Below are 23,870 nucleotides of genomic sequence, written 5' to 3' on the forward strand. Positions count from 1 at the left end.
CTCCATTTACGCATACATATTTACATGATAAGCAGATAAATGCTTCAGTGACGGTGTATTTAATGTCTCTAAGTATCATCTTACCACTCTATCCAGGGCCAATATAAAGACTTATCTTTGCTTGTCAAATACATTTTCTGAGCTAATTTGATTTGCGTGCTATCTATATTTGCAAGCATATAAATTATTTGTCCTATGAACAAACGACAACAGATCAGGATTTCTGACGATGTTGTTATGTTTATCAAAACGTTAACTTGTTTTAATCGATAATAATCTTAATTCAGAAATATCTTAATATATGCGGTTGTCGCGATAAAATTCTCAAATTAACATCGTACATCTTATGTAATAAATATAAATACGATAAATAAATCCAAAACTGAGACTGCCAACCGGATAACAAACAGCAATAAAGAGGGCTCTCCATTAAGTTATCCTGGCAATGGTTAAGGTGGTAACGTTTTTGGTGGCTTTACCCATTTTAATCGTGTTCACAACACGTTAATTACCTTATGATTACCATGGTAATTAAAAATGAATCCTCGATGACTCGATGACTCGATGACTCGATGACTCGTTGGCTGAATGAAAAGAAAATTCTGCATCACATAGGCGCATGTATCGCGTATAATGGGCTCCGATGACCCTAATCATTGCTATGACATAATAATATGTATCTTAACCGCTTTTGTTATTTACTCCTGATCTCCGCTGCGGTCGGAAGCATTTTTACATCGCATCCCGTCGCGATGTGGTTCCTGCTCGCCAATGTGCTAACGCTGGCGATCTACGGTGTAGATAAAACGGCGGCACGTAAAACCTGGCGCAGAGTGCCGGAATCCACTTTGTTGGTGTTTGGGGTTGTCGGTGGGTGGCCTGGTGCGATTGTTGGTCAACAACTTTTCCGTCATAAAACGCAAAAGCAGCCATTCAAAACATACTTTATCGTCAGTGTGATAGTGAGTACCGTAGTTACGGTGGCGATCTATCGACTCTATCCATTTTTGTCCTACTGAACATAGAGTATGGATCACTTATTGACCAACCGGCAGCAAAGACAACCTCATATTTTCATGCCACCGGCACTATGATATTGAGCGGTGTTTTGCTCAAGGCATACCGCAGCCGATGGAACATTATTCAGTGGAATAATGATGAGCTATAAAACTTTCTAACATTGTGGCAAAACAATGATGGACTTCCTGGGTTGGATGGACAAAGTCATTGAAGACGTATTGCGGATATATATCCAGTTGAGGGTCTTTAGCCCCGGGAAGATGTACATAGCCGTGGTGAGTATAAGGGTTTTCCGTATCATAACCAATGTTACTGGCCACCTCCATTATCATCTTAAATGCATCGGCAGTCTCGAAATAGCATATTTTGTGCTGGGGGTATTTTTCTTTTAATTCTTCAACATTAGTTTTTAGCAGGGCATTGTGAGCGGTGCTTTCATCCTTAAGTTTTCTTTTTTCATCAGAATATTTGCCATAGGGCGTCAAAGACAAATCGGGAATCCCCATGACTAAAATATTATTAACTCCACCGGAAATTATTTTTTCAATATCATCAATTTGTTGCTCAACGACCATCATTACATTATCTTTGTGTAGTGTCATATAGTCATTAGCCCCCAATAAAAATATCGCCAGGTCCTGGTGAGAAGGGGTGTAAGATGCGACTTGTCTGTCCGTATTTGATACAAAGTCACCGAGGCAATTAAAGCAGGAATAGCTTGCCGATGTACTTCCCCCTTCAGCAAAATTAAGCATCTCTTTACCTAAGAAGTGTGGAGATGATAAAAACTCAGTCCAGGTAAATCCATTAGTAAACCTTCCGCCAAAGTATTGACCATAGGAAGGTAAAATATGATGTGTTTTTTCAAACATACGCCCCATGGAGTCAGATAAACTGTCGCCAAAAAATACCAGTCTGGTAATATCACCTAAAGAAATATTTTTTGGCTTGGGATGTAATTTATTGATTTCTTTGGCAAGACCAAAAGCTTCCGGATGACATTCAACCTCAATAGATAAAATATTTTCACCATTATCATCTTTAATAATCAACTTATCGGCCTGTTCCTGTGATTCTATAATAAATTGTTCTTTACATCCCTGAGACGCTAAGGCTCGAAGTTTGATGTAGGCTCCGCGAACTTGTACCGGTGTTAGATTCAGTTCCTGATAGTGGTAAAGTTTAAAGATACATTCGAGCGCTTCTGCATGGTAGGTGGTGAAGAAATATGCTTTGATTTTCTCCCATAAACTTAATTCCGGAGGGCGTGCGCTTTCTTTTATCACATTAAATCTTTCAGCACTGATAGATGATGTGAAATACCCCTGTCCAACACTCAATGGCATAGTGTCCTCCTTACTCTATTAAACGCGCTTTAGTAAAGTATTAACTAGCAAATATTAGCAAGTAAAGTAATCAGGTAAATGGTGTATATGGAATTGCGCTTCTTTAACAGTTTGCCGTCGCCAATAAAATACATGCAATATTTATTATTTTTCAACGAAGTAAATATATCATCAACAACGTGAGGTTAATGCCGGGTACATATTATCTGACTGCTATCATTATTGACTGTGCGTCTGGTTAAGGCAAAGCTCTAAAAAAAGTAGCCACTCCTGATTTTAGTGTGCTGGCGTGGGTATGAGCTGGCTTGATACTCAGGAAAATTAGGTAAACTTATCATCCAGCTATTATTTCTAAGGGGGGCGTTTTATATAACGTGTTGATTTCTATTTTCATATTAAATATTTCTTAAGTGAGTTAACTATAATGAGTGATGATTCAATTATTAAAAACTCTTCAATGCTTTTGGCCTATTTAGGTGGTCTGGGATGGGGGAGCGCCTATTTTTATGGCTGGGGCGTCTCCGCGTACTATGGTTTCCCGTGGTGGTATGTAGGCGTCGGCCCTGACAACATTGCCCGAAGTCTATTCCATGCGATTAGTCTGATGGCTATATTCATAATAGCATGGGGAGTGGGTATTCTATTGTTTTTTCTAGTAAAGCAAAAAGCACGTATCCACGACCTTAGCTTCTTACGCCTTTTTTTGGCAGCGGTTTTGTTCTTTATTCCAATTGTTATCGAGTTTTCTCTCTTAACAGAATCGTTTTTGTGGGAGCTTTTTTTTATCATTTTACTGGTGGCTTTATGCCTATCGGTGGGGATGCGTTTTTATAGTAAATTGATGCCAGTGATTTGTTTTACGCAACTCAGTTGGGTGCGAAGGCATTGTTTCACTATAGTTATGCTTGGTTTTATTATATATTTTTTTATATTTTCTTTTTTTGTTGGGATCTATAAGCCACAATTAAAGAAAGAATACGAAATGATATTGTATGATGGAGGCTGGTACTACGTCCTGGCCAGATATCATGATAGTTTTATTTTGTCGAAATCCTTTACTAAAAATAACAATAGATTTATTATTTTTAGACCAGAAGATGGGCACTCTTATGAGATTACTCTGGTAAAAGTCAGGCTTTAATAAAATACTGGTTGGCAAGAGCGTGAAATGACGCCAGAGCTTCCCATAGCAGCGATTGAGGAAAGAACTGAGCGCCCATATCTGTAAGCTGTGGAATAGCAATGCCGGGAAGGGCATGGCATGACACTTTATCTGACATTACCATTTGAGTGACAGGTTAGCAGATGTTTCAGGCCAAACCCAAGTTGAATTGGACCGCTCAGAAGCCGATTACCTACATAACAAATATTGGCCGCAAGCTTATGCTGTGGGCGAAATATACGACCGCTATTAGCCAGACTGGCTGTTAACTTATTTACCTTCCCATAGTAACCTATAACAGGGCTTCCTGAGGCATTGGCTAGCATCTGTGCATTGGAAAAACAGCTTCCATTTGCACTATAGCAACTTATAAAGTTTATTGCCTCATGAGAGTTGCTAATATGGTGGATTGATTTTGAAAGTAATGATGACTGACTTGCCCCGGAACCGTACCGATTTTCATGTTGAACAACAAAAGGAGCACCATGTTTACAAATCGAAATAGGCATGGATTATTACCTGAGATTGATTGCAAATTAACAATAATGATGACGCTTTTGGGTATTAAAAATCTTTCAAATAACGCTCATTTGATTTTTTGTCCACATTGATTAAGCCTGGAAAGACACAGGGTTGAGATATTTTCGCTACCCGACGGCGGTGTATCGCAGTTGTGATGTTACGTTCTTACAAGACTGACATCTGTATATCATAACTTTTATTCATTACTACCTGGTGAGTAAATAAAAACTATTGAGTAAATATTTACTTCTGGGTAATGGGGCCGGACTCACCCGGCATTACCTCTGTACCCCAGTCGGGCAGAACATTGCAGCTAAGAAAGGAAGCTTTGGCGTTTATTGTCTGTGGCCTGAAAAAGTTCCCGTGCGCTGAATATGCTGAATGTGAACTAATTCTTGATGGTCTATGCCGGAAATCTATAAGCTATTGATTTTTATATTGTGTGTAATTTTACAATTACATAAACATTAAATTATGATAGTATACCCCCCTATAGTATATGGAGGTCGAATGCCGCATTCACCTGAAGATAAAAAACGTATCCTTACCCGTGTTCGTCGCATACGCGGGCAGGTCGAAGCGCTGGAGCGGGCGCTTGAGTCTGGCGAACCTTGTCTGGCGATTCTGCAACAGATTGCCGCCGTGCGCGGCGCGTCTAATGGCCTGATGAGTGAAATGGTTGAAATCCATCTGAAAGATGAGCTGGTCAGCGGGGAAACTACGCCAGATCAGCGCGCGGTTCGGATGGCGGAAATCGGCCATCTTCTTCGCGCTTATCTAAAATAACAATTTCCCTCACCGTAACAGGAAGAGATATATGAAATCACGTGCAGCAGTTGCTTTTGGTCCCGGTCAGCCGCTAAAAATTGTCGAGATTGACGTTGCGCCGCCGAAAAAAGGCGAAGTTCTGGTCAAAATCACCCATACCGGCGTTTGCCATACCGATGCTTTTACCCTTTCCGGCGATGATCCGGAAGGCGTATTCCCGGCAGTACTGGGTCACGAAGGCGGCGGCGTGGTAGTCGAGGTCGGCGAGGGGGTAACCAGCCTGAAACCCGGCGACCATGTTATTCCACTGTACACGGCGGAATGCGGCGAGTGTAAGTTCTGTAAGTCCGGTAAAACTAACCTTTGTCAGGCCGTACGCGCCACTCAGGGAAAAGGGCTGATGCCGGATGGCACTACCCGCTTTTCTTATAACGGCGAACCCGTTTATCACTATATGGGAACCAGCACGTTCAGCGAATATACTGTTTGCGCGGAAATCTCTCTGGCGAAAGTGAACCCGCAGGCGCCGCTGGATAAAGTGTGTTTGTTGGGCTGTGGCGTGACGACGGGTATTGGCGCCGTCCATAACACCGCTAAAGTGAAAGCGGGCGACACCGTTGCCGTTTTTGGTTTAGGCGGTATTGGGCTGGCGGTTATTCAGGGCGCGGTTCAGGCTAAAGCCGGGCGTATTTTAGCTGTCGACACGAATCCGGAAAAATTTACGCTGGCGGGCGAAATGGGGGCCACGGACTTTATTAATCCGAATGATTACGACAAACCGATCCAGGACGTTATTGTTGAGCTTACTGATGGCGGCGTAGATTTCAGTTTTGAATGTATCGGCAACGTTAACGTGATGCGAGCAGCGCTGGAATGTTGTCATAAAGGCTGGGGCGAAAGCATTATTATTGGCGTAGCGGGGGCAGGGCAGGAAATCAAAACCCGTCCCTTCCAGCTAGTGACCGGTCGCGTCTGGCGTGGCTCCGCCTTTGGCGGCGTGAAAGGGCGCACGCAGCTGCCAGGGATGGTCGAAGATGCGATGAACGGTAAAATCCGTTTAGATCCTTTTATTACTCACCGCCTGCCGCTGGAGCAGATTAACGATGCCTTTGAACTGATGCATCAGGGTAAATCCATCCGTACTGTTATCCATTTTGGCGATAACTGATTCATCCGCCAGCGGATTTTCCGCTGGCGCTTTTCTGAATTTTCTGGAATGAATGTTGTGAAAATGTGACGAAGGCGATGCTTTTCGCGATAAGCAAACGTCACGAAGTGCCGATGACTATCTAACGGGCGTGTTTTACGCATAAAACTTACAAGAGAGTCGACGGTCATGGGCAACACATTCTCGATGCAAGCCTCGCATAAACTGGGCTTCCTGCATCATATTCGGCTGGTTCCGCTGTTTTCCTCCATTCTCGGTGGCATCCTTCTTCTTTTTGCTTTGAGCGCCGGGCTGGCAGGCTATTTTCTGTTACAGGCCGATCGCGATCAGCGTGATGTCACGGACGAGATTCAGGTACGGATGGGATTATCCAACAGCGCTAACCACTTACGTACCGCACGTATCAATATGATCCACGCTGGCGCGGCGAGCCGGATTGCTGAAATGGATGAAATGAAAGCCAATATTGCCGCTGCGGAAACGCGGATCAAGCAGTCTCAGGACGGCTTTAACGCTTATATGTCCAGAGCGGTGAAAACACCCGCCGATGACGCATTGGATAACGAGTTAAACGCCCGCTACACCGCCTATATCAACGGCCTGCAACCGATGCTGAAATTTGCCAAAAATGGCATGTTCGAAGCGATCATTAATCATGAAAACGAGCAGGCAAAACAACTGGATGCCGCATATAACCATGTCCTGTTGAAAGCGATTGAACTGCGCACCGAGCGGGCGAGACTACTTAGCGAGCAGGCTTACCAACGTACCCGGCTCGGTATGATGTTTATGATTGGCGCATTTACGCTGGCGCTGGTATTGACGTTAATGACCTTCATGGCGCTGCGTCGCACGGTGATACAACCCTTGCAGCAGTCTGCGTCACGTATCGAACGCATTGCGGCCGGCGATCTGACCATGGCTGACGAGCCCACAGGACGCAGTGAAATTGGTCGCTTGAGTCATCATCTTCAGCAGATGCAGCATGCGTTGCAACAAACGGTAGGGGCGGTGCGTCAGGGGGCGGAGGAAATTTATCGAGGCACCAGCGAAATTACTGCTGGTAATACGGATTTATCTTCTCGTACTGAACAGCAGGCTGCCGCCATTGAACAAACTGCGGCCAGTATGGAACAGTTGACGGCAACCGTTAAACAGAATGCGGATAATGCGCATCACGCCAGCAAACTAGCGGAAGATGCTTCCGGTAAAGCCAGTCGCGGAGGCCAGATGGTTTCCGGGGTCGTACAAACGATGGGGAATATTTCCACCAGCTCGAAAAAAATCTCGGAAATTACCGCCGTCATTAACAGTATCGCTTTCCAGACCAACATTCTGGCGCTGAACGCGGCGGTCGAGGCGGCACGTGCCGGGGAACAAGGACGCGGTTTTGCGGTAGTCGCCAGTGAGGTTCGTACCCTCGCCAGTCGCAGCGCGCAGGCGGCAAAAGAGATTGAAGGCTTGATCGGCGCATCGGTCAGCCTGATTGAACAAGGATCTGAAGAGGTTATCGCTGCGGGGAGCACCATGAATGAGATTGTGGATGCCGTCAAACGCGTCACCGATATTATGCTCGATATCGCGGCAGCCTCTGATGAGCAAAGTCGCGGTATTGTTCAGGTCAGTCAGGCGATTTCTGAGATGGACAAGGTTACGCAACAAAACGCGTCGCTGGTCGAAGAGGCGTCCGCGGCGGCGGCTTCGCTTGAAGAACAGGCCGCCCGCTTGACGCAAGCCGTTGATGCGTTTCATTTACAGGATACTGGCGCGACGATGCGATCATCCTTCCTTTAGTAAGCGTCGCGCCAGCGGGCTATTTTAGCCGCGGGCGCGTTTATTCTCCGACAGCCGCTATCACAGCGGCATCGATTTACGGATCGCCGCAATCAGCATTTGCGCCCCGGTTGAGAGCGGGATATCAACTCGCGTAAGAATACCTATCGGCTCGCCCGCGCTCTGGGTCGGCACGGGTAATGAGACCAGCGTCGCCTGGCGAAGATCTTCTTTAACCGCGCCAGAGGGGACGAACCAGACGTAATCGTAATCTACGGTCAGTTGTCGTGATAACGATGCGGATAGCGTTTCGATACATCCGGCAGGCATTTTACACCCCTGGCTTTGCAACAGGGCTTCCGCATTCTGGCGCGGTACCGTGCCTTTTGGCGAGACGACTACCGGCCACTCCATAACCCGACTGAGCGTGATCGTCTCCTGTAACAGGGGATGACCGGGGCGTACCACTAATTTAAGCGATTCTAAAAACAGCAGTTCGTAATTTAAACCGCCCATTAATTCCGGGTCTGACATGCGGCCAATACCCAGATCGATCTCGCCTGATTTCAGACCTGCAAGCAACATCGTATTGTTCATGGTCGCGACCTGTAACGAGGTCGATTTTTGCTGTTGATGGAACCGCCCAATAGCCGCCGGGAGTATACCCAGCGCAGCGGTAGGGAGCGCGCCAACACGCACCACATCGGCGCTGGCGTCCTCTTTGCGATTCAGCGCCTGCCCGGCGGTATTCAATGCATCTAATACTTTTACCGCATGAGTCAAAAATTGTTCGCCAGGAACCGTTAATTGCGCGCCCAGTCGCCCGCGTTCGAACAGACGGGTTCCGGTGAGTTGTTCCAGTTCGTTCAGCGTTTTAGAAAGCGCTGGCTGGCTCAGGTTAAGGGTTTCAGCCGCGCGCCCCAGCGTTCCCTGTTGCGCAACGGCGACAAATGTATGAAGGTGGCGCAACCGAATGCGCTGACTAAACAGACCATTTTTTTCCATAAGCGATGTTAAAAACAGAGCCGTGCGGGTGACAAGTAAAGTTGTTTGTTTTTGATAACCTGATAGCAAAATATTATTAACATTTTACCATTTCAAGTTACAACTGTTTTATTTTACTGATGATTCAACTGCCGTTAAGCATGTTAAGCCGCGATCTGGTCGGGGATATGCCAACTCATGTCAATCCGTTCTGCATAATGAATTCAGACCGGATCACACTTTATAAATTCTTCTCCCCGGAATGGATGAGGTTTTCTACACTCCAGGTAACATTCACTGGAGGCATGACATTATGGCGAACACCATCACGGCAGATGAGATTCGGGAACACTTTTCGCAGGCAATGTCGGCAATGTACCAGCAGGAAGTTCCGCAGTACGGTACGTTACTGGAACTTGTGGCTGACGTGAATCTGGCGGTGCTGGAAAATAATCCCAAACTGCATGAGCAGTTGGCTAATGCCGATGAACTGGCGCGATTGAACGTGGAACGACATGGCGCCATTCGTGTTGGTACCGCAGAAGAACTTTCTACCTTGCGTCGGATATTCGCCATCATGGGGATGTACCCAGTAAGTTATTACGATCTCTCTCAGGCGGGCGTGCCTGTGCACTCCACGGCATTTCGTCCCATTGACGAGGCTTCGCTCTCGCGTAATCCCTTTCGCATGTTCACTTCGCTATTACGCCTGGAGCTCATTGAAAACGCGGCATTACGCCAGCGGGCGGCGGAAATCTTATCGCAGCGGGATATTTTTACATCACGCTGCCGACAATTGCTGGATGAGTACGACGAGCAGGGCGGTTTTAGTGCTGCTCAGGCCGAAGAGTTCGTCCGTGAAACGCTGGAGACTTTTCGCTGGCATCGTCAGGCTACCGTTGATGAAGAAACGTACCGCAGCCTGCATCGTGAGCATCGTTTAATTGCCGACGTGGTCTGTTTTCCGGGATGTCACATTAACCATCTGACGCCGCGTACTCTGGATATCGACCGGGTACAGGCCATGATGCCGGAGTGCGGCATTACGCCTAAAATTCTTATCGAAGGTCCGCCTCGCCGCGAAGTGCCTATTCTGTTGCGGCAAACCAGTTTCAAAGCTCTGGAAGAGCAGGTGCTCTTCGTTGATGAAAAGCAGGGTACGCACACGGCGCGCTTCGGCGAAATTGAGCAACGTGGCGTCGCGCTGACGCCAAAAGGTCGTCGATTATATGACGAACTGTTGCACAAGGCGGGAACGGGTAAGGATAACTTCACGCATCAACTCCATTTGCGGGAGGTCTTTAACGCCTTTCCGGATAGCGAATTTCTGCTTCGCCAGCAGGGGCTTGCCTGGTTCCGCTATCGCTTAACGCCTTCCGGCGAGGCGCATCGTCAGGCGATCCATCCTGGCGACGATCCGCAGCCGCTTATTGAGCGCGGTTGGGTAATCGCGCAGCCGATTACCTATGAAGATTTTCTTCCGGTCAGCGCAGCCGGCATTTTTCAGTCGAATTTGGGAGATGAAACGCTGGCAAGAAGCCACGGCAATGCCAGCCGCGACGCCTTTGAACAGGCGCTGGGATGTGCAGTACGGGATGAATTTTCGTTATATCAGGAAGCGGAAGAACGCAGTAAACGCCGTTGCGGTCTGCTTTAAAAGCGGTAAGCTTCACAGGCTGTGAGGATACTGTAAAAGGAAGGCGTTATGTTGAATCCCTCCATCCCGCTGGTGGCGACGCGTCACGGTAAAATCGTGGGCGTCGTACAGAAAGAAATCCATATCTGGCGCGGTATACCTTATGCCGCGCCGCCAACAGGGGAGCTACGCTGGCGTGCGCCGCAGCCTGTTACGCCCTGGCAGGATGTGCGCCAGGCGGATTGTTTCTCCTGCGCCAGTTGGCAGGATATTACCTGGTGTCGTGAACTCGGCGGCGGCGATCCGGGAAATTTTTCCGAAGACTGTCTCTATCTGAACGTCTGGGCTCCCGCCGTGCGTCATGAACCGTTGCCGGTCATGGTCTGGCTACACGGCGGCGGTTACACCATTGGCGCGGGGAGTTTGCCGCCCTATGACGGTCAAGCGCTGGCGAAGCGCGGCGCGATCGTGGTGACGGTCAATTATCGGCTTGGCCATCTGGGCTTTTTCGCGCATCCGGCGCTGGAAGGCGAAGGGGCGGAGTGTATTCATAATTTCGCTTTACTCGATCAAATCGCTGCGCTGCGTTGGGTGCAGGACAATATTGCCGCGTTTGGCGGCGATACGCAGAATGTGACGTTATTTGGCGAATCCGCCGGCGCCCGCAGCGTGCTGTCGTTGATGGCTTCGCCGTTGGCGAAGAGGCTTTTTCATAAAGCGATTATTCAGAGTGGTTATACGCTGCCGGATACGCCCCGCGAGGTGGCGCTAAAAAAAGGCGTTGCGCTGGCAGAACATCTTGGCTTAGCCCATGCCACTGCCGAACAGCTACGCGCTTTACCGGCAGAGACGTTTTGGCCGCTGGACGCGCCTTTTAAAATTGCGCCGACGCCGATTTCCGGCGACGTCGTGCTGCCGCATCCGATGCTGGAAACCTTCTTTGCGGCGAAACAGCATCCCATACCGGTGATGATCGGCTCGAATAGCGATGAAGCCAGCGTATTGGCAGTTTTTGGCGTCGATATTGCCGGTCAAATTCAAAAAATGCGCCGTGAGCGGCGTGTTGGCCTGGGGTTAATCCGGCTGCTTTATCCTGGAGTGAAAGGCGACGAAGCACTAGGGCGGCAGGTCTGTCGGGATATGGTATTTACCACGTTGGGTTATGTCGTCATGCAAGCGCAGCAGCGGATCGGCGAACCGTGCTGGCGTTACTGGTTTGATTATGTCGCCGAAGCGGAGCATAACACCTACGCGAATGGTGCCTGTCATGGCAATGAAATACCGTATGTATTCGATACGTTAACGCGGGCTGAGCCCACATGCCATTATGTGAATGAGAATGACCTGGCCTTTGCCTCGCAGGTGGCGGATTACTGGGTGAATTTCGCTCGTCATGCCAGCCGCACGCGCGACGTGCTGCACGGCCCGGTTCGCTGGCCCGCCAGCATTCGGGGGCGAGATCGTCTGTTGCGGATTGGGCTGAACAAACTTGCCGGTTTTAAAGTGGAAAACCGCTTTATGCGTGCGCGTCTGGCGCTGTTTAAACGAGTCATGAAACATCACGTTAGTCTGGAATAAACTTTTCATAACCTGAAGAATGCTGCGTGAGGTTTACATCCGATTCGGTCGGTTCTTATCGACATAAAATATTTACGCTTTTGCACAGTTTCCAGGCGACCAACAATTGGATTATTAATGAATTTTGTCTAGAGTGAGCGGTCAGAAACGGGCACATTCTTGCTGCTGAAAAAACCAGCGCGGGACCATTCACAAGACCAGAAGGACTCATTTTCAGGTATGAATCGTAGACGATTTATTAAAGGTTCAATGGCAATGGCCGCCGTGTGCGGTTCCAGCGGTATTGCTTCACTCTTTTCTCAGGCGGCGTTTGCCGCGGAATCCGATATTGCGGATGGTAAAATTGTCCGTTTTGATTTTGCTGGTCTGCAATCAATGGCCCAGGCGTTAGCGAAAAAGCCCTGGGGCGGCGCGCCGGGACCCTTGCCGGATACGCTCGCCAATCTGACGCCGCAGGCCTATAACAGCATTCAGTATGACGCGGCGCATTCACTCTGGAACGGTGTTGCCAACCGGCAGCTCGATATTCAGTTTTTCCACGTAGGGATGGGCTTTCGTCGTCGCGTACGCATGTTTTCCGTTGATACGACGACGCATCTTGCTCGTGAGATTCATTTTCGCCCGGAACTGTTTAAATACAACGATGCCGGCGTCGATACGACACAACTGGAAGGGCAGAGCGATCTCGGTTTCGCCGGTTTCCGTGTCTTTAAAGCGCCGGAACTGGCGCGGCGCGATGTCGTCTCCTTCCTGGGTGCCAGTTATTTCCGGGCGGTAGATGATACTTATCAGTATGGCCTGTCGGCTCGCGGGCTGGCGATAGATACCTATACTGACGGTCAGGAAGAGTTCCCTGACTTCACCGCATTCTGGTTTGACACCGCGAAGCCGGGCGATACTACGTTTACCGTTTACGCTCTGCTGGACAGCGCCAGCGTGACGGGCGCGTATAAATTTGTGATTCATTGCGAAAAATCGCAGGTGATCATGGATGTAGAAAACCATCTCTACGCCCGTAAAGATATTAAGCAACTTGGCATTGCGCCGATGACCAGTATGTTTAGCTGTGGGAATAATGAACGCCGGGTATGCGACACCATTCATCCGCAAATTCACGATTCCGATCGGCTGGCGATGTGGCGGGGTAACGGCGAGTGGATTTGCCGCCCGCTGAATAATCCGCAGAAATTGCAGTTCAATGCATATATGGACGATAACCCAAAAGGGTTCGGCCTGCTGCAACTCGATCGCGATTTCTCGCATTATCAGGATGTGATGGGCTGGTACAACAAACGTCCGAGCCTGTGGGTGGAGCCGCGCAGTAAGTGGGGGAAAGGTGCAGTTAGCCTGATGGAGATCCCAACCACTGGTGAAACTCTGGATAATGTGGTCTGTTTCTGGCAGCCGGAAAAAGCGATCAAAACCGGGGATACGCTGGCGTTCAATTATCGTTTGTACTGGAGCGCGCAGCCGCCGGTACGATCGCCGCTTGCGCGGGTCATGGCGACCCGTACAGGGATGGGTGGCTTTCCCGAAGGTTGGGCGCCGGGCGAACATTACCCGGATAAATGGGCGCGCCGTTTTGCTATTGATTTTGTCGGCGGCGATCTGAAAGCGGCCGCGCCAAAAGGCATTGAGCCGGTAATTACGCTCTCCAGTGGCGAGGCGAAGCAGATTGAGATCCTCTACGTAGAGCCTTTCGACGGTTATCGTATCCAGTTTGACTGGTATCCGACCTCGGATTCTACGGCACCGGTGGATATGCGTATGTTCCTGCGCTGCCAGGGGGAGGCTATCAGCGAAACCTGGCTGTATCAGTATTTCCCGCCCGCGCCGGATAAGCGCCGTTATGTCGACGATCGTATCATGCGTTAGTCAGTTTGCCTTCTGTACCGCCACAAAGGCGGTACAGGTTGCGGAAATGGCCCTGACATAAACTCATTCGTGAGCCGCTGTTTTTGTGACACGGCCTTTCCATCGTTCTATTTTTGCAACAGTCCTTCCTGTTTATCCCTCTCGATCCTGCGGACAGGGAACATTAAGATAACTTCACCTTATTTAAGATATAAAGTGAATATAATGAAAAAGAGTTTTCTTGGTGCTGTCCTGTCTCTGGGTTTATTAAGTGCTGCTCATGCAGATGTATATAAATTTGATAATACGCATACCAATGCGGTATTTAATATCGATCATTTCCAGACCTCAACCAATCATGGCGGGTTTTATGCTATTAGCGGCGAACTGAAATATCAGCCGGAAAAGCAAGTCGCAGAGATGCGTGTGACGATTCCCGTGAGCGCCTTAAATACCGGGGTGGATGCGTTTGATAACCATATTCGCAGTAGCGATATTCTGGATGCGGAAAAATATCCAGAAATAGTATTTAAATCGACAAAATGGCATTTTGAAGATAATAAACCAGTTTCTATTGACGGTTTGTTAACAATGAAGGGAGTAACTAAGCCCGTCACCTTAACCACCACCAAGTTTGGCTGTTATATGAGCCCGATATTCAAGGCGCAGGTTTGCGGTGGTGATTTTGTCACGCAAATAGATCGCACCCAGTGGGGTGTAGATTATCTGGTCGATATGGGGATGACGAAAGTTGTCGATATAAAAATCCAGGCAGAGGCGGTTAAGCAATAAAGGGAATGATGATGAAAATTATTGTATGTTAAGGGGGCTTGGCTATTTGAAGCTTCGCTAATTTCAGGCCGCACTGCCACGATTTTAAAGTGGGACTATGTCACTAAATAGTTGATGGCAACTATTTCGGATTCAGATATGTTAAATTGTCCTACTACTTGAGCTTGTAACCAACGGTTATTTTGTCCCTGATGTCTCTGTAGATTTGATTTTTTCGATCGCAATAATATTGCCTGACATCGCTTCATTGAGCACTTCGACGGCCGTGCTGGCATCGCGATTCTTTATCGACATGTAGACCTTGATATGGGCTTCCACACTTTCAAGGGTAATACCCAGCGCACGGTTAAGCTCTTCAAGATAGTAGTAATAGATGTCTTTAATCGAGCTCATCACGTTGTAGAACACGCTGTTGTGCGATGCCCTGACAATCGCCAGATGGAACTCGTAGTCCGCTTCCGAGTATTTTTTATAATCACCTTTGTGGATCAGCATGTTGTTCAATGCTTCCTCGAGCTGGCGAATGTCATCATCGGTGGCGTGTGTGACGGCGAGCTCCACGCATTTGAACTCCACGGTCTGACGAAAAATCATCATATCGTGAAACTCTTCGCGGCTAAGGTGCATGATTGGGCGGGGATCGTTACTCAACATCTGCGGGGTGAAGTTTTCACTCACGTAGCTGCCGCTGCCCTGACGTGTCACCACAATCCCCAGGTCACGAAAACGCTGTACTGCGCTGCGAACGCTGACCCGGCTGACGTTAAATGAGGTGGTCAGTTCCGCTTCTGAGGGCAAACGGCTACCCGGCGCCCAACTGCCGTCCAGCAGTTTGCTGCTTATCTGATCATAAATTTCATTTACAACATTCTGTTTTTGAATGGATTTTATGCTCAAGATGGGTATCCGTTAAGATGTCGCTGAAGTGCTTTATTATATAACAATTCTCTTTTAAGAACAAAGCGCCCGGCCGGGCGCTTTACACTGTTAATCGAAACGAATGAGTACCTTAGCAGAGACATTTTTGTCTGTGGCGGTAATCAGCGCGTCTTCAATTTGCTGGGGCGGGAACTCGGCGCTGATAAGCGGGCGAGGATCGACGCGCCCATCTTCCAGCCAGCGTACCGCGGTGATGAACTCACCGATAAAACGGAATGAGCCGACCCAGTTGAGTTCTTTAACCAGCATCGTTGACACCGGCCAGCTTACCGGGCTGGCGCCCATCCCCACCTGAACGATGGTGCCGGCAGGGCGGGTGAAGTCGACGGTGGATGCCACGGCAATCGGCGCGCCGGAGGCCTCAAACACGACATCAAAGTAGCCTTTATGCTGCTGATAATGGGCAACCTGTTCTTCATCGCGCGGATCCATCACCGCTGTGGCCCCCATTTGGCGTGAGAGTTCCAGACAGCGTGGGCTGAGATCGGATGCTACCAGTTCAGATGCTCCGGCACTGCGCGCCGCCGCGAGGATCAGACAACCAATGGGGCCTGCGCCAATCACCAGTACGCGTTTGCCTGTCAACTGGCCCGCCTTTTTTACTGCATGAATGGCGACCGCCAGCGGTTCCGAAAAGGCCATCACGTTTGCGGGCACGCGCCTGTCGTAAGGAATGCATTGCTCCGGTTTTACCACCACGTATTCAGAAAAACCGCCATTCACATGCGGATTGAACTGCGCGCTGCCCATAAAGCGCATGGAGCCGCACAGATTTTGATGGCCGGAAAGGCACATCTCGCACTGATTGCAGGGGCTGGACGGGTTCACCGCAACCGTCTGGCCCACTTTCAGGTCGCTGCCTGCTGGCACTTTGCTGATCACGCCAACAAACTCATGGCCAATCACCATCGGATGCTTGAGGACAGACATCCCCGCGCGGCCATGCTGATAGTAGTGAATATCAGAGCCACAGATGCCGCCGCAGGCGACCTTCACGACGGCGTCATGTTCACTGTGCTCGATTTCACGTGATTCAAAGCGTACGTCTTTTTCCGCATGGGCCAGACAAGCGTTACAGGTTATTTTTTCCATTTTGATAATGACCTCATTATTTGTTGGCAGTTGCCGGGTTAATGGCATTCTTATCCACAGTGTCGGCATTCTTTTTTTCAGGCAGGATCACTTCAATTTTGCCCACCAGGAATATGTAGGCTAATAAGCCCAGTCCGGCGACGCCTGCGATATACCACATGGCATACTGGAAGTTTTGCGTGCGCTGGAGAATAACCCCAATAACAATTGGGCTAACGATCCCCGAAAGGTTGCCGCAAATATTTAAAAAGCCACCCATAGTCCCGAGAAAATTACGGGGAATTACATCGCTCCAGACCACCCAGCCCAGGTTTGAAAAGGCGTTGGCAAAGAACGCAACAGACAGAATGACAATCGCAATAACCGGCTGGTTTTCAAAGAAATTGACCAGGCCAATAATCATGGTAACGCACAGGCCAGCCATAACGGGTAATTTTCGTGCCAGCGTTCGGGATTTTCCTTTTTTCAGCAGCATGTCGCTTAGCGTACCGCCACAGAGCACCCCAAGCATCGCCATAATATAGGGCAGCATGGCGCCTATCCCGGCTTTGGAAATAGAGAGATGCAGTCCTTTTTCCAGGTAAACAATAAACCAGGTCAGGAAAAAATAGAGCGTAGACGAGCAGGCAAACTGGGTGATGAACAAACCCCAAATCGTTTTTTTGCTGAGGAAGAATTTAATATTTTGCCAGCTGATTTTTGCACTCACGGAGGATTGGTTCTCCGAGCCATAGCCGCCGCCTGCTTTGATATAATCCAGTTCGGCTTGGTTCACAGCAGTGCTGTGCTGTGGATCGCGGTAATACATAAGCCAGTAGATGCCAAACAGAATCCCGGCGCCACCGGACAGATAAAACGACATTTCCCAACCGTAGTTAGCCACAATAAAGGCGAGGGCAGGCGTCAGCAGCGCGAGACCGATATATTGTGCACTGGAATAAATCGCGGTCGCACGGGCACGTTCATGGTCCGGGAACCAGGTGGCGATTATTTTTGTGTTAGACGGGAAGGATGGCGCTTCGGCAACACAATTAATGCGCGGCAGGCCAGAAGCATTGCAAATGAAGCGGTTGCCGTCGCGAATAAATGGTGTGAGGCGAACCCCATCATAAAGGTAAAAATACTCCACAGAATAATCGCACCACCATAAAGAATACGTGAGCCAATGCGATCAAGAACATAGCCGACAGGAATTTGACTGGCAGCGTAGGCCCAGGTAAACATGGAGAAAAGCAAACCCAGTTGTGTTGGCGTCAGACTGAAATCATTCTGGATATTCGAACCAGCAACGGCAAGATTGGCGCGATCCATATAATTAATTGCAGTCACAATAAACAGCAATGTGAGAATAAAGAGTCGTTGTCTTGAAGCCTTCATAATAATACCTGTGTTATATCGGCATGCATCGGGGTAAACACATGCCATCAATTTTAAAGGCGAGTCGGTAGAGTGCGGGCGACTTATAAAACTGCGAGCCAGCCACCATCGACGTAAATAATCTGCCCGTTGATATAATCTGATGCTTTGGATGATAAGAAGATGGCGGTGCCGATGAGCTCTTCCGGACGACCCCAGCGTTGAGAAGGTGTGCTGCTTTTCACCCAGCTATCGAACTGCTTGTCTTCAATAAGCGCGGTGTTCATGTCGGTCAGAATGTAGCCAGGTCCAATGGCGTTGGTCTGGATATTAAACTGCGCCCATTCAGCAGCCATCGAGCAGGTGAGCATTTTGATGCCGCCTTTTGCTGCCGTGTACGGGGCAACAGTCGGGCGGGCCGCCTGGCTGGTAAGCGAGCCGATATTAATAATTTTACCGCCGCTGTTGCGGGCGATCATCCGTTTTGCCGCCGAGCGGGAGACTAAAAATGCGCTGGTCAGGTTAGTGTCGATCACCTTCTGCCAGTTTTCCAGCTCCAGCTCGACCATTGGTTTGCGGTACTGAATACCGGCGTTATTGATCAGGATATCAACATGGATCCCTTCTGCATCAAGTTTGCTAAAAGCTGCCTCAATCGCCAGTTCATCGGTGACGTCAAAAGCCACGCCATGCGCGTCGTAGCCTTTTCTGGTCAGCGTATCCACTGATTCGGCCAACAGCGTGGCGCGAATATCATTCAGGATAACCCGTGCACCCGCAGCGGCAAGACCCTCTGCGTAGGCAAAGCCCAGTCCTCGTGCAGAACCCGTTACCAGCGCCGTTTTCCCAGTTAAATCAAATAAAGCGGTCATGTTGTTTCCTCACTTGTTTAATTTGTATGACGACTATCCTTTTTTAGGTTGAATTTTCGCCCTGATAAAATCAACAGTTCACCCATGAATTTGCAACAAGGATCACAAACAGCTCCACATAGTGACCGCGTAATTAATATTAATTAATTGAATTATATGTATATATTTGATTTGAATTTAACGCAGTTTGATCGCTGTCACAGAATGGCACTCGCAGCGATCCGCTGTAAAAGAAGCGTGATATAACAGTATAAAGTTGTAGGACAACTTACACATATCTGTTGTATCATCCACAACGGTATGACATGCGGTAAATTCGCTGAGTTAAGGAGTGAAAGTGAGTAACCTGAAAATTACCAACGTGAAAACGATTCTGACGGCGCCGGGCGGCATTGATTTGGCAGTCGTTAAGATAGAAACCAACGAGCCAGGGCTGTATGGGCTAGGATGCGCGACATTTACCCAGCGTATCTTCGCGGTAAAAAGCGCGATCGATGAGTACATGGCGCCTTTTCTGGTTGGCAAAGATCCGACCCGTATTGAGGACATCTGGCAGTCAGGCGTGGTGAGTGGCTACTGGCGCAATGGCCCGATCATGAACAATGCATTGTCCGGCGTGGACATGGCACTGTGGGATATCAAAGGTAAGCTAGCGGGGATGCCGGTTTATGATCTGCTGGGCGGCAAATGTCGTGATGGGATCCCACTGTACTGCCACACCGATGGTGGTGATGAAGTTGAAGTGGAAGATAACATCCGAGCCAGAATGGAAGAGGGTTATCAGTACGTTCGCTGCCAGATGGGAATGTATGGCGGTGCGGGGACCGATGACCTTAAACTGATCGCCACACAGCTGGCACGTGCGAAGAACATTCAGCCGAAACGTTCACCGCGCAGCAAAACGCCCGGCATCTACTTTGACCCGGACGCCTACGCCAAAAGCGTTCCGCGTCTGTTCGACCACCTGCGTAACAAGCTCGGTTTTAGCATCGAATTTATTCATGATGTACATGAGCGCGTGACCCCGATGACTGCCATTAATCTGGCCAAAACGCTTGAACAGTATCAACTATTTTATCTTGAGGATCCGGTGGCACCGGAAAACATCGACTGGCTGAAAGTGTTGCGCCAGCAGTCTTCCACTCCGATATCCATGGGTGAGCTGTTTGTGAATGTGAATGAGTGGAAGCCGCTCATCGACAACAGGCTCATCGACTACATTCGCTGCCACGTGAGTACCATCGGCGGCATTACGCCGGCGAAGAAACTTGCTGTCTACAGCGAACTGAACGGTGTGCGCACCGCATGGCACGGGCCGGGCGACATTTCTCCAGTCGGGGTTTGCGCCAATATGCATTTGGATTTGAGTTCACCGAACTTTGGCATTCAGGAATACACGCCAATGAACGACGCGCTGCGTGATGTCTTCCCGGGCTGCCCTGAGATTGACCACGGTTATGCCTATCTGAACGATAAGCCGGGTCTGGGTATTGACATTGATGAAGCCAAAGCGGCGAAATATCCGTGCGAGGGGGGAATCCCATCCTGGACAATGGCGCGCACACCAGACGGTACGGCCTCAAGACCGTAAGCAATGAAGGCCCGGCTTGCATCTGCCGGGTCTTATTCCCGACGTCCTGATGGACTCCGTTTTAGAAACAGGAATTATTGTATATTGAGGCTGCTTTTTAATCAGTGACCACTTCTCTATAAGGAGCCTGAATATTTTCCTCAACAACGCTTTCGGTAGAAAATGACGCGCTCTGTTTCCTCAAATCCTAACGCCTGGTGAACTTTCTGGGAAATTGTATTTTCCGGCGTGGTATCAGAGGCCATTTCCCGACACCCTTTATTCGTTCCCCATCGTTGCACCGCTGCAATCAATTGTTTCGCTACGCCGCGTTGACGGAATGAGGGGAGAACAAAAATACCTTCAAGGAAAGCCACGGGCGAACTGTCACAGCCATTGACATAATCGTGGCGGATTGAGGCATCCGCAAAGCCAATCGCCACCCCGTCTGCCATCGCAATAAATGATGCCAGATGATCGGCTTGCAGAATTTCTTCGCCGTCCGCCAGATGGGCGTCATCCGGGTGACCAGGCCAGAGCTGTTTTCGCAATCCGCGCCAGTGATCCAGATGGGTTCTGTTCATTTGCCTGATGTCCATTAACGCACTCCTGATGAGGGGTCTGACATGATGAGACGGCATCCCGCCTGCTGATAACGTCGGGCGATAGCAGACGGGAGCGCACTGTCGCTAAGAATGGTAGTAATACAGGACAGCGTCGCCACCGCATGGGGTTCTACAGTATCAAACTTTGAGTGATCGGCCATCAATATGACCTCACGTGAGCGCTGAATAATGCGCGTTTTAACGCCCACTTCAAACATGGTAGCGTTGGTGATGCCCGTTTCAATCGACAGCGCATCGCAGGAGATAAAGGCGCGTTCAACGGCAAAGGCGTTAATCATCTCCAGCGCCAGACTCTCGCCCACCGAAAAGTAGCCGGGGCGGATCAGTCCGCCAATAATGTAGCTCTCTACGTGTGGGAAGCCACCCAGTTCATTAGCGATTTTGATGTCATTGCAAATGACTTTTACTTTGGCGTCGACCAGACATTTTGCCAGTTCCAGACAGGTGGAGCCGGAGTCGAGAAAAAAGCAGTCTCCATCCTTGATGAACGTACGGGCGAGGGCAGCGATTTCGCGTTTCGCCTCACTTTGTAACGTTCGCTTAACGTCGAAAACATATTCTTTATCTTCCGTACTGTCGTCGAAGTCAATACAACCATGGCCGCGAACCATACCGGGATAACGGCTGGCAATATAGTGAAAATCCCGGCGCACGGTTGCCTCTGCATAGCCAAAAAGCTCAATAGCTTGTTGTGTTGAGAGGTGCCTGTGTTGCCAAAGGTAATGCAACATCTGCTTGATACGGTCGGGGCGCTGTTGGCTCATCAGCATATGACTCCTTTATAGCGCGGTGAATTGTGACAACGTCACATCATAGTTCGCCGTCGTGAACAACGCCCGGCCAATCACCAGATGCTGTGCGCCTGCGGCGGCAAGCAGCCGTGCGGCGCGAAGTGTAATACCGCCGTCCGCCCAGCATTCCGCAGCAGGGAAATGCTCTCTGCTCTGGCTCACTTTTTCACACATCGCGGCGATAAATTGCTGTCCGCGCCCGTCGGGTTCGCTGGTCATGATCATCAGCGCATCCAGTTGCAATGCCAGATAACGATAAGGCAATAGCGGCGTTGCCGGGTTAAGCGCCAGTCCTGCTTTCGCCCCGATAGCGCGAATATCCGCCAGAATCTCTGAGGGGTTTTGCACGCTTTCGGCATGAATGAAAATCCAGCCGGGGCGGATAGCTGCAAGCCAGGGTAGCCAGCGTTGCGGTGATGAGACCATCAGGTGAAATGAAAGCGGATGGCGAGTGTATTGTGCGACTGCCTGAATGGTTTTCATACCGAAGGTAATATTGTTGATGAAACTGGTATCTTCGATATCCAGATGCAGTGAGCCGAGGGGCGCATCGTGTAAAGCGGTCAACGCCTCGGCATAGCGCAGCGGATCGGCGGAGGCCAGTGAAGGGTGCAGGATCATCGAAACCTCCATCAGCGCAATGCGGTTAATTGCGCGAAAAGCGCGGCATCATTTGGCGCATCTTGCAGCATCGCGACGCTTTCCGGCGAGTCGAGCCACTGGCTGATGCGTTGAATGGTGCGAATATGTGCTTCGGCATCCGTGGCGCTGGCGCAAAGCAACAGCCAGATGGGATCGCAATCCGCATTACCGAAAGCGACCGGCGTTGATAACGTAGTGACGCTGATTTGATTATGGTTGGCGCCTTGCTCCGGTCTGGCATGGGGCAGCGCAATCCCCGGCGCGATAAGATAATATGGCCCCCATTTAAGGGTGTTCTCAATAATACCGTCCAGGTAGCAGGGGGCCGCCGCGCCGAAGGTAATCAGCGGACGAACGGCGATATCCAGCGCGTGTCGCCAGTCGCTGGCATGGCGTTGCGCCTGAACCCACTTAACATCATTAATCATCGATCGTTGACTCCTTGCCGGTTCGGGTTACTCTGAAACCGATCCCCGGCGTGTCTTTTGGCGAAGGCGACGGAGATCGGCAGAAGAGTTATCGCTCTCTGCAGGGGATAAGCGTTTTGCTTATCCCCATTTTATTGTCGGATATGGCGTACTTTCTCCATAAACTTCGCCACGCGCGCCTGGTCGACAAAGTTGGCGAAGACGCCGTCTTTTTTAAACGTGGTTGCCGTTACGCATCCGTCGGCAATGCAGAGCTGCTCCTCGACGTTTTCCAGACACACCCCGGTATTCGCCAGCACGACCGTGTCGGGAACGGTCTCTTTTACCCGCTTCAGTATGGCGCTATCCGTGCGGGCGCCCGCCGTCAGCCCCGAGACGCACAGGGCATCGGGGTTATTGTTAAATACGGTCGATTTCGCAATTGAACAGACATCCCGGTTTCCCAGATACACCGCCGCTTCCGGCACGATGTTAAACAGCGTTTTCACGTGGCCTGCGCCGATGCGATGCTGATGGCGAATGGTTTCGCCGACATTCGTATCCCAGACGCCAAAATCGCTGGCGTAAGCGCCGGTGAAAATTTCGCGAATAAATTTTGCGTCGGTCGCCATTGCCAAATCAAACGAGGCCACAGGGTCCCACAACACGTTTACCCCAAACGGTACGCGAATTTCACTCATTAACTGACCGATGATTCTTGCCATCGCGGCGGTCGTTTCCGGTCTGACTTTCGTTAAATAAGGCAGACTAAATTCGTTGGAGAACATCACCGCATCCACGCCGCCATTTTGTAGCGCCATTAAATCGTCATGGGCGCGGTCAATTACCCAATTCATGCCTTTCCTGGTATCGAACCCGGGATCGCCCGGCAGCGCCCGTAAATGACACATGGCGATAACGGCTTTTTCTGTTCCTATTACCTCTTTTAGCCAACTCATTCTGGGTTGCTCC

21 protein-coding genes and 1 pseudogene are annotated in these 23,870 nt (G+C 49.7%); 10 read left to right on the forward strand and 12 right to left on the reverse strand.

Translation table 11 applies throughout. The features are described 5' to 3' along the window. Positions 1-674 precede the first annotated feature (674 nt). Complete coding sequence (locus tag ABVM99_RS00680) at positions 675-1,019, forward strand: DUF1294 domain-containing protein (protein WP_017441316.1); 345 nt, start codon at positions 675-677, stop codon at positions 1,017-1,019. A 120-nt stretch (positions 1,020-1,139) separates the two neighbouring features. Here ABVM99_RS00680 and sseJ read toward each other — a convergent pair whose 3' ends face one another. Further along, complete coding sequence (gene sseJ / locus ABVM99_RS00685) at positions 1,140-2,366, reverse strand: SPI-2 type III secretion system effector SseJ (protein WP_052938182.1); 1,227 nt, start codon at positions 2,364-2,366, stop codon at positions 1,140-1,142. Between the two features lie 424 nt (positions 2,367-2,790). On the opposite strand from sseJ, the gene ABVM99_RS00690 reads away from it, so the two are divergent. Continuing rightward, on the forward strand, positions 2,791-3,507 hold the full coding sequence (locus ABVM99_RS00690) for a hypothetical protein (protein ID WP_001588428.1): 717 nt from the start codon (positions 2,791-2,793) through the stop codon (positions 3,505-3,507). A gap of 128 nt (positions 3,508-3,635) precedes the next feature. Here the strand turns inward: ABVM99_RS00690 and ABVM99_RS00695 are convergent, their stop codons facing one another. After that, positions 3,636-4,037, reverse strand: coding sequence for a hypothetical protein (locus ABVM99_RS00695; protein WP_023888773.1), 402 nt, complete (start codon positions 4,035-4,037; stop codon positions 3,636-3,638). Between the two features lie 523 nt (positions 4,038-4,560). Here ABVM99_RS00695 and ABVM99_RS00700 point away from each other — a divergent pair. From ABVM99_RS00700 to ABVM99_RS00710, 3 genes are all read left to right on the forward strand, one after another. Next, the gene (locus ABVM99_RS00700; RefSeq protein ID WP_001120770.1) at positions 4,561-4,836 is read left to right on the forward strand and encodes a metal/formaldehyde-sensitive transcriptional repressor; all 276 of its coding nucleotides are present in this window, start codon (positions 4,561-4,563) and stop codon (positions 4,834-4,836) included. Positions 4,837-4,867: 31 nt separating this feature from the next. Further along, complete coding sequence (locus ABVM99_RS00705) at positions 4,868-5,986, forward strand: S-(hydroxymethyl)glutathione dehydrogenase/class III alcohol dehydrogenase (protein WP_000842141.1); 1,119 nt, start codon at positions 4,868-4,870, stop codon at positions 5,984-5,986. Between the two features lie 168 nt (positions 5,987-6,154). Beyond that, positions 6,155-7,780: a methyl-accepting chemotaxis protein gene (locus ABVM99_RS00710; RefSeq protein WP_024792626.1), complete on the forward strand. Its 1,626-nt coding sequence runs from the start codon at positions 6,155-6,157 to the stop codon at positions 7,778-7,780. Positions 7,781-7,840: 60 nt separating this feature from the next. Here the strand turns inward: ABVM99_RS00710 and ABVM99_RS00715 are convergent, their stop codons facing one another. Further along, complete coding sequence (locus ABVM99_RS00715) at positions 7,841-8,764, reverse strand: LysR substrate-binding domain-containing protein (RefSeq protein ID WP_000414259.1); 924 nt, start codon at positions 8,762-8,764, stop codon at positions 7,841-7,843. A 292-nt stretch (positions 8,765-9,056) separates the two neighbouring features. Here ABVM99_RS00715 and ABVM99_RS00720 point away from each other — a divergent pair, with 292 nt between their 5' ends. From ABVM99_RS00720 to ABVM99_RS00735, 4 genes are all read left to right on the forward strand, one after another. After that, positions 9,057-10,400 (forward strand): VOC family protein, encoded by a 1,344-nt coding sequence (locus ABVM99_RS00720; RefSeq protein ID WP_000024091.1) that lies wholly within the window; start codon positions 9,057-9,059, stop codon positions 10,398-10,400. 48 nt (positions 10,401-10,448) lie between these two features. After that, positions 10,449-11,957 carry a carboxylesterase/lipase family protein gene (locus ABVM99_RS00725; protein WP_052938183.1) on the forward strand — a complete coding sequence of 503 codons (1,509 nt, stop codon included), beginning with the start codon at positions 10,449-10,451 and terminating at the stop codon, positions 11,955-11,957. A 219-nt stretch (positions 11,958-12,176) separates the two neighbouring features. Next, positions 12,177-13,832, forward strand: coding sequence for a glucan biosynthesis protein D (locus tag ABVM99_RS00730; RefSeq protein WP_023195768.1), 1,656 nt, complete (start codon positions 12,177-12,179; stop codon positions 13,830-13,832). A 195-nt stretch (positions 13,833-14,027) separates the two neighbouring features. Beyond that, on the forward strand, positions 14,028-14,603 hold the full coding sequence (locus ABVM99_RS00735) for a YceI family protein (RefSeq protein ID WP_001024319.1): 576 nt from the start codon (positions 14,028-14,030) through the stop codon (positions 14,601-14,603). Positions 14,604-14,780: 177 nt separating this feature from the next. On the opposite strand, the gene ABVM99_RS00740 is transcribed toward ABVM99_RS00735, so the two are convergent. The 4 genes and pseudogenes from ABVM99_RS00740 to ABVM99_RS00755 all read right to left on the reverse strand — a co-directional run bounded on the left by ABVM99_RS00740 (position 14,781) and on the right by ABVM99_RS00755 (position 18,862). Continuing rightward, positions 14,781-15,500 (reverse strand): FadR/GntR family transcriptional regulator, encoded by a 720-nt coding sequence (locus ABVM99_RS00740; RefSeq protein ID WP_000023780.1) that lies wholly within the window; start codon positions 15,498-15,500, stop codon positions 14,781-14,783. Between the two features lie 90 nt (positions 15,501-15,590). Continuing rightward, positions 15,591-16,682, reverse strand: a complete 1,092-nt coding sequence (gene idnD, locus ABVM99_RS00745) for an L-idonate 5-dehydrogenase (RefSeq protein WP_023195769.1) — start codon at positions 16,680-16,682, stop codon at positions 15,591-15,593. Further along, a pseudogene (locus ABVM99_RS00750) lies at positions 16,651-18,011 on the reverse strand (MFS transporter). Before ABVM99_RS00750 ends, idnD begins: the two are co-directional and overlap by 32 nt. 83 nt (positions 18,012-18,094) lie before the next feature. Beyond that, positions 18,095-18,862: an SDR family oxidoreductase gene (locus tag ABVM99_RS00755; RefSeq protein ID WP_000125686.1), complete on the reverse strand. Its 768-nt coding sequence runs from the start codon at positions 18,860-18,862 to the stop codon at positions 18,095-18,097. A gap of 337 nt (positions 18,863-19,199) precedes the next feature. On the opposite strand from ABVM99_RS00755, the gene ABVM99_RS00760 reads away from it, so the two are divergent. After that, a complete protein-coding gene (locus tag ABVM99_RS00760; protein ID WP_023195770.1) occupies positions 19,200-20,453 on the forward strand; it encodes an enolase C-terminal domain-like protein in 1,254 nt (417 codons plus the stop codon). 140 nt (positions 20,454-20,593) lie between these two features. Here ABVM99_RS00760 and aac(6') read toward each other — a convergent pair whose 3' ends face one another. The 5 genes from aac(6') to sgcQ all read right to left on the reverse strand — a co-directional run bounded on the left by aac(6') (position 20,594) and on the right by sgcQ (position 23,857). Next, positions 20,594-21,031, reverse strand: coding sequence for a cryptic aminoglycoside N-acetyltransferase AAC(6')-Iy/Iaa (gene aac(6') / locus ABVM99_RS00765; protein WP_001649384.1), 438 nt, complete (start codon positions 21,029-21,031; stop codon positions 20,594-20,596). Then, positions 21,031-21,822 (reverse strand): DeoR/GlpR family DNA-binding transcription regulator, encoded by a 792-nt coding sequence (locus ABVM99_RS00770; protein ID WP_023195771.1) that lies wholly within the window; start codon positions 21,820-21,822, stop codon positions 21,031-21,033. Before ABVM99_RS00770 ends, aac(6') begins: the two co-directional genes overlap by 1 nt. Positions 21,823-21,837: 15 nt before the next feature. Then, positions 21,838-22,470 (reverse strand): ribulose-phosphate 3 epimerase family protein, encoded by a 633-nt coding sequence (locus ABVM99_RS00775; protein ID WP_023195772.1) that lies wholly within the window; start codon positions 22,468-22,470, stop codon positions 21,838-21,840. An 11-nt stretch (positions 22,471-22,481) separates the two neighbouring features. Then, on the reverse strand, positions 22,482-22,919 hold the full coding sequence (sgcA, locus tag ABVM99_RS00780; RefSeq protein WP_000606458.1) for an SgcA family PTS sugar transporter subunit IIA: 438 nt from the start codon (positions 22,917-22,919) through the stop codon (positions 22,482-22,484). Positions 22,920-23,050: 131 nt separating this feature from the next. Next, on the reverse strand, positions 23,051-23,857 hold the full coding sequence (gene sgcQ, locus ABVM99_RS00785) for a BtpA family protein SgcQ (protein ID WP_000118615.1): 807 nt from the start codon (positions 23,855-23,857) through the stop codon (positions 23,051-23,053). Positions 23,858-23,870: the final 13 nt, after the last annotated feature.

Source organism: Salmonella sp. SJTUF15591, assembly GCF_043356435.1.
Lineage (GTDB): Bacteria > Pseudomonadota > Gammaproteobacteria > Enterobacterales > Enterobacteriaceae > Salmonella > Salmonella enterica.

What these genes read in the sequence shown, in the direction of transcription:
- ABVM99_RS00710 (WP_024792626.1), top strand. Translation starts at nt 6,155, where the DNA reads ATGGGCAACACATTCTCGATGCAAGCCTCGCATAAACTGGGCTTCCTG.
- sgcQ (WP_000118615.1), bottom strand. Translation starts at nt 23,857, where the DNA reads ATGAGTTGGCTAAAAGAGGTAATAGGAACAGAAAAAGCCGTTATCGCC.
- ABVM99_RS00755 (WP_000125686.1), bottom strand. Translation starts at nt 18,862, where the DNA reads ATGACCGCTTTATTTGATTTAACTGGGAAAACGGCGCTGGTAACGGGT.
- ABVM99_RS00720 (WP_000024091.1), top strand. Translation starts at nt 9,057, where the DNA reads ATGGCGAACACCATCACGGCAGATGAGATTCGGGAACACTTTTCGCAG.
- idnD (WP_023195769.1), bottom strand. Translation starts at nt 16,682, where the DNA reads ATGCCATTAACCCGGCAACTGCCAACAAATAATGAGGTCATTATCAAA.
- sseJ (WP_052938182.1), bottom strand. Translation starts at nt 2,366, where the DNA reads ATGCCATTGAGTGTTGGACAGGGGTATTTCACATCATCTATCAGTGCT.
- ABVM99_RS00700 (WP_001120770.1), top strand. Translation starts at nt 4,561, where the DNA reads ATGCCGCATTCACCTGAAGATAAAAAACGTATCCTTACCCGTGTTCGT.
- ABVM99_RS00775 (WP_023195772.1), bottom strand. Translation starts at nt 22,470, where the DNA reads ATGATCCTGCACCCTTCACTGGCCTCCGCCGATCCGCTGCGCTATGCC.
- ABVM99_RS00770 (WP_023195771.1), bottom strand. Translation starts at nt 21,822, where the DNA reads ATGAGCCAACAGCGCCCCGACCGTATCAAGCAGATGTTGCATTACCTT.
- ABVM99_RS00690 (WP_001588428.1), top strand. Translation starts at nt 2,791, where the DNA reads ATGAGTGATGATTCAATTATTAAAAACTCTTCAATGCTTTTGGCCTAT.
- sgcA (WP_000606458.1), bottom strand. Translation starts at nt 22,919, where the DNA reads ATGATTAATGATGTTAAGTGGGTTCAGGCGCAACGCCATGCCAGCGAC.
- ABVM99_RS00725 (WP_052938183.1), top strand. Translation starts at nt 10,449, where the DNA reads ATGTTGAATCCCTCCATCCCGCTGGTGGCGACGCGTCACGGTAAAATC.
- ABVM99_RS00695 (WP_023888773.1), bottom strand. Translation starts at nt 4,037, where the DNA reads ATGCCTATTTCGATTTGTAAACATGGTGCTCCTTTTGTTGTTCAACAT.
- ABVM99_RS00715 (WP_000414259.1), bottom strand. Translation starts at nt 8,764, where the DNA reads ATGGAAAAAAATGGTCTGTTTAGTCAGCGCATTCGGTTGCGCCACCTT.
- ABVM99_RS00730 (WP_023195768.1), top strand. Translation starts at nt 12,177, where the DNA reads ATGAATCGTAGACGATTTATTAAAGGTTCAATGGCAATGGCCGCCGTG.
- ABVM99_RS00680 (WP_017441316.1), top strand. Translation starts at nt 675, where the DNA reads ATGTATCTTAACCGCTTTTGTTATTTACTCCTGATCTCCGCTGCGGTC.
- ABVM99_RS00705 (WP_000842141.1), top strand. Translation starts at nt 4,868, where the DNA reads ATGAAATCACGTGCAGCAGTTGCTTTTGGTCCCGGTCAGCCGCTAAAA.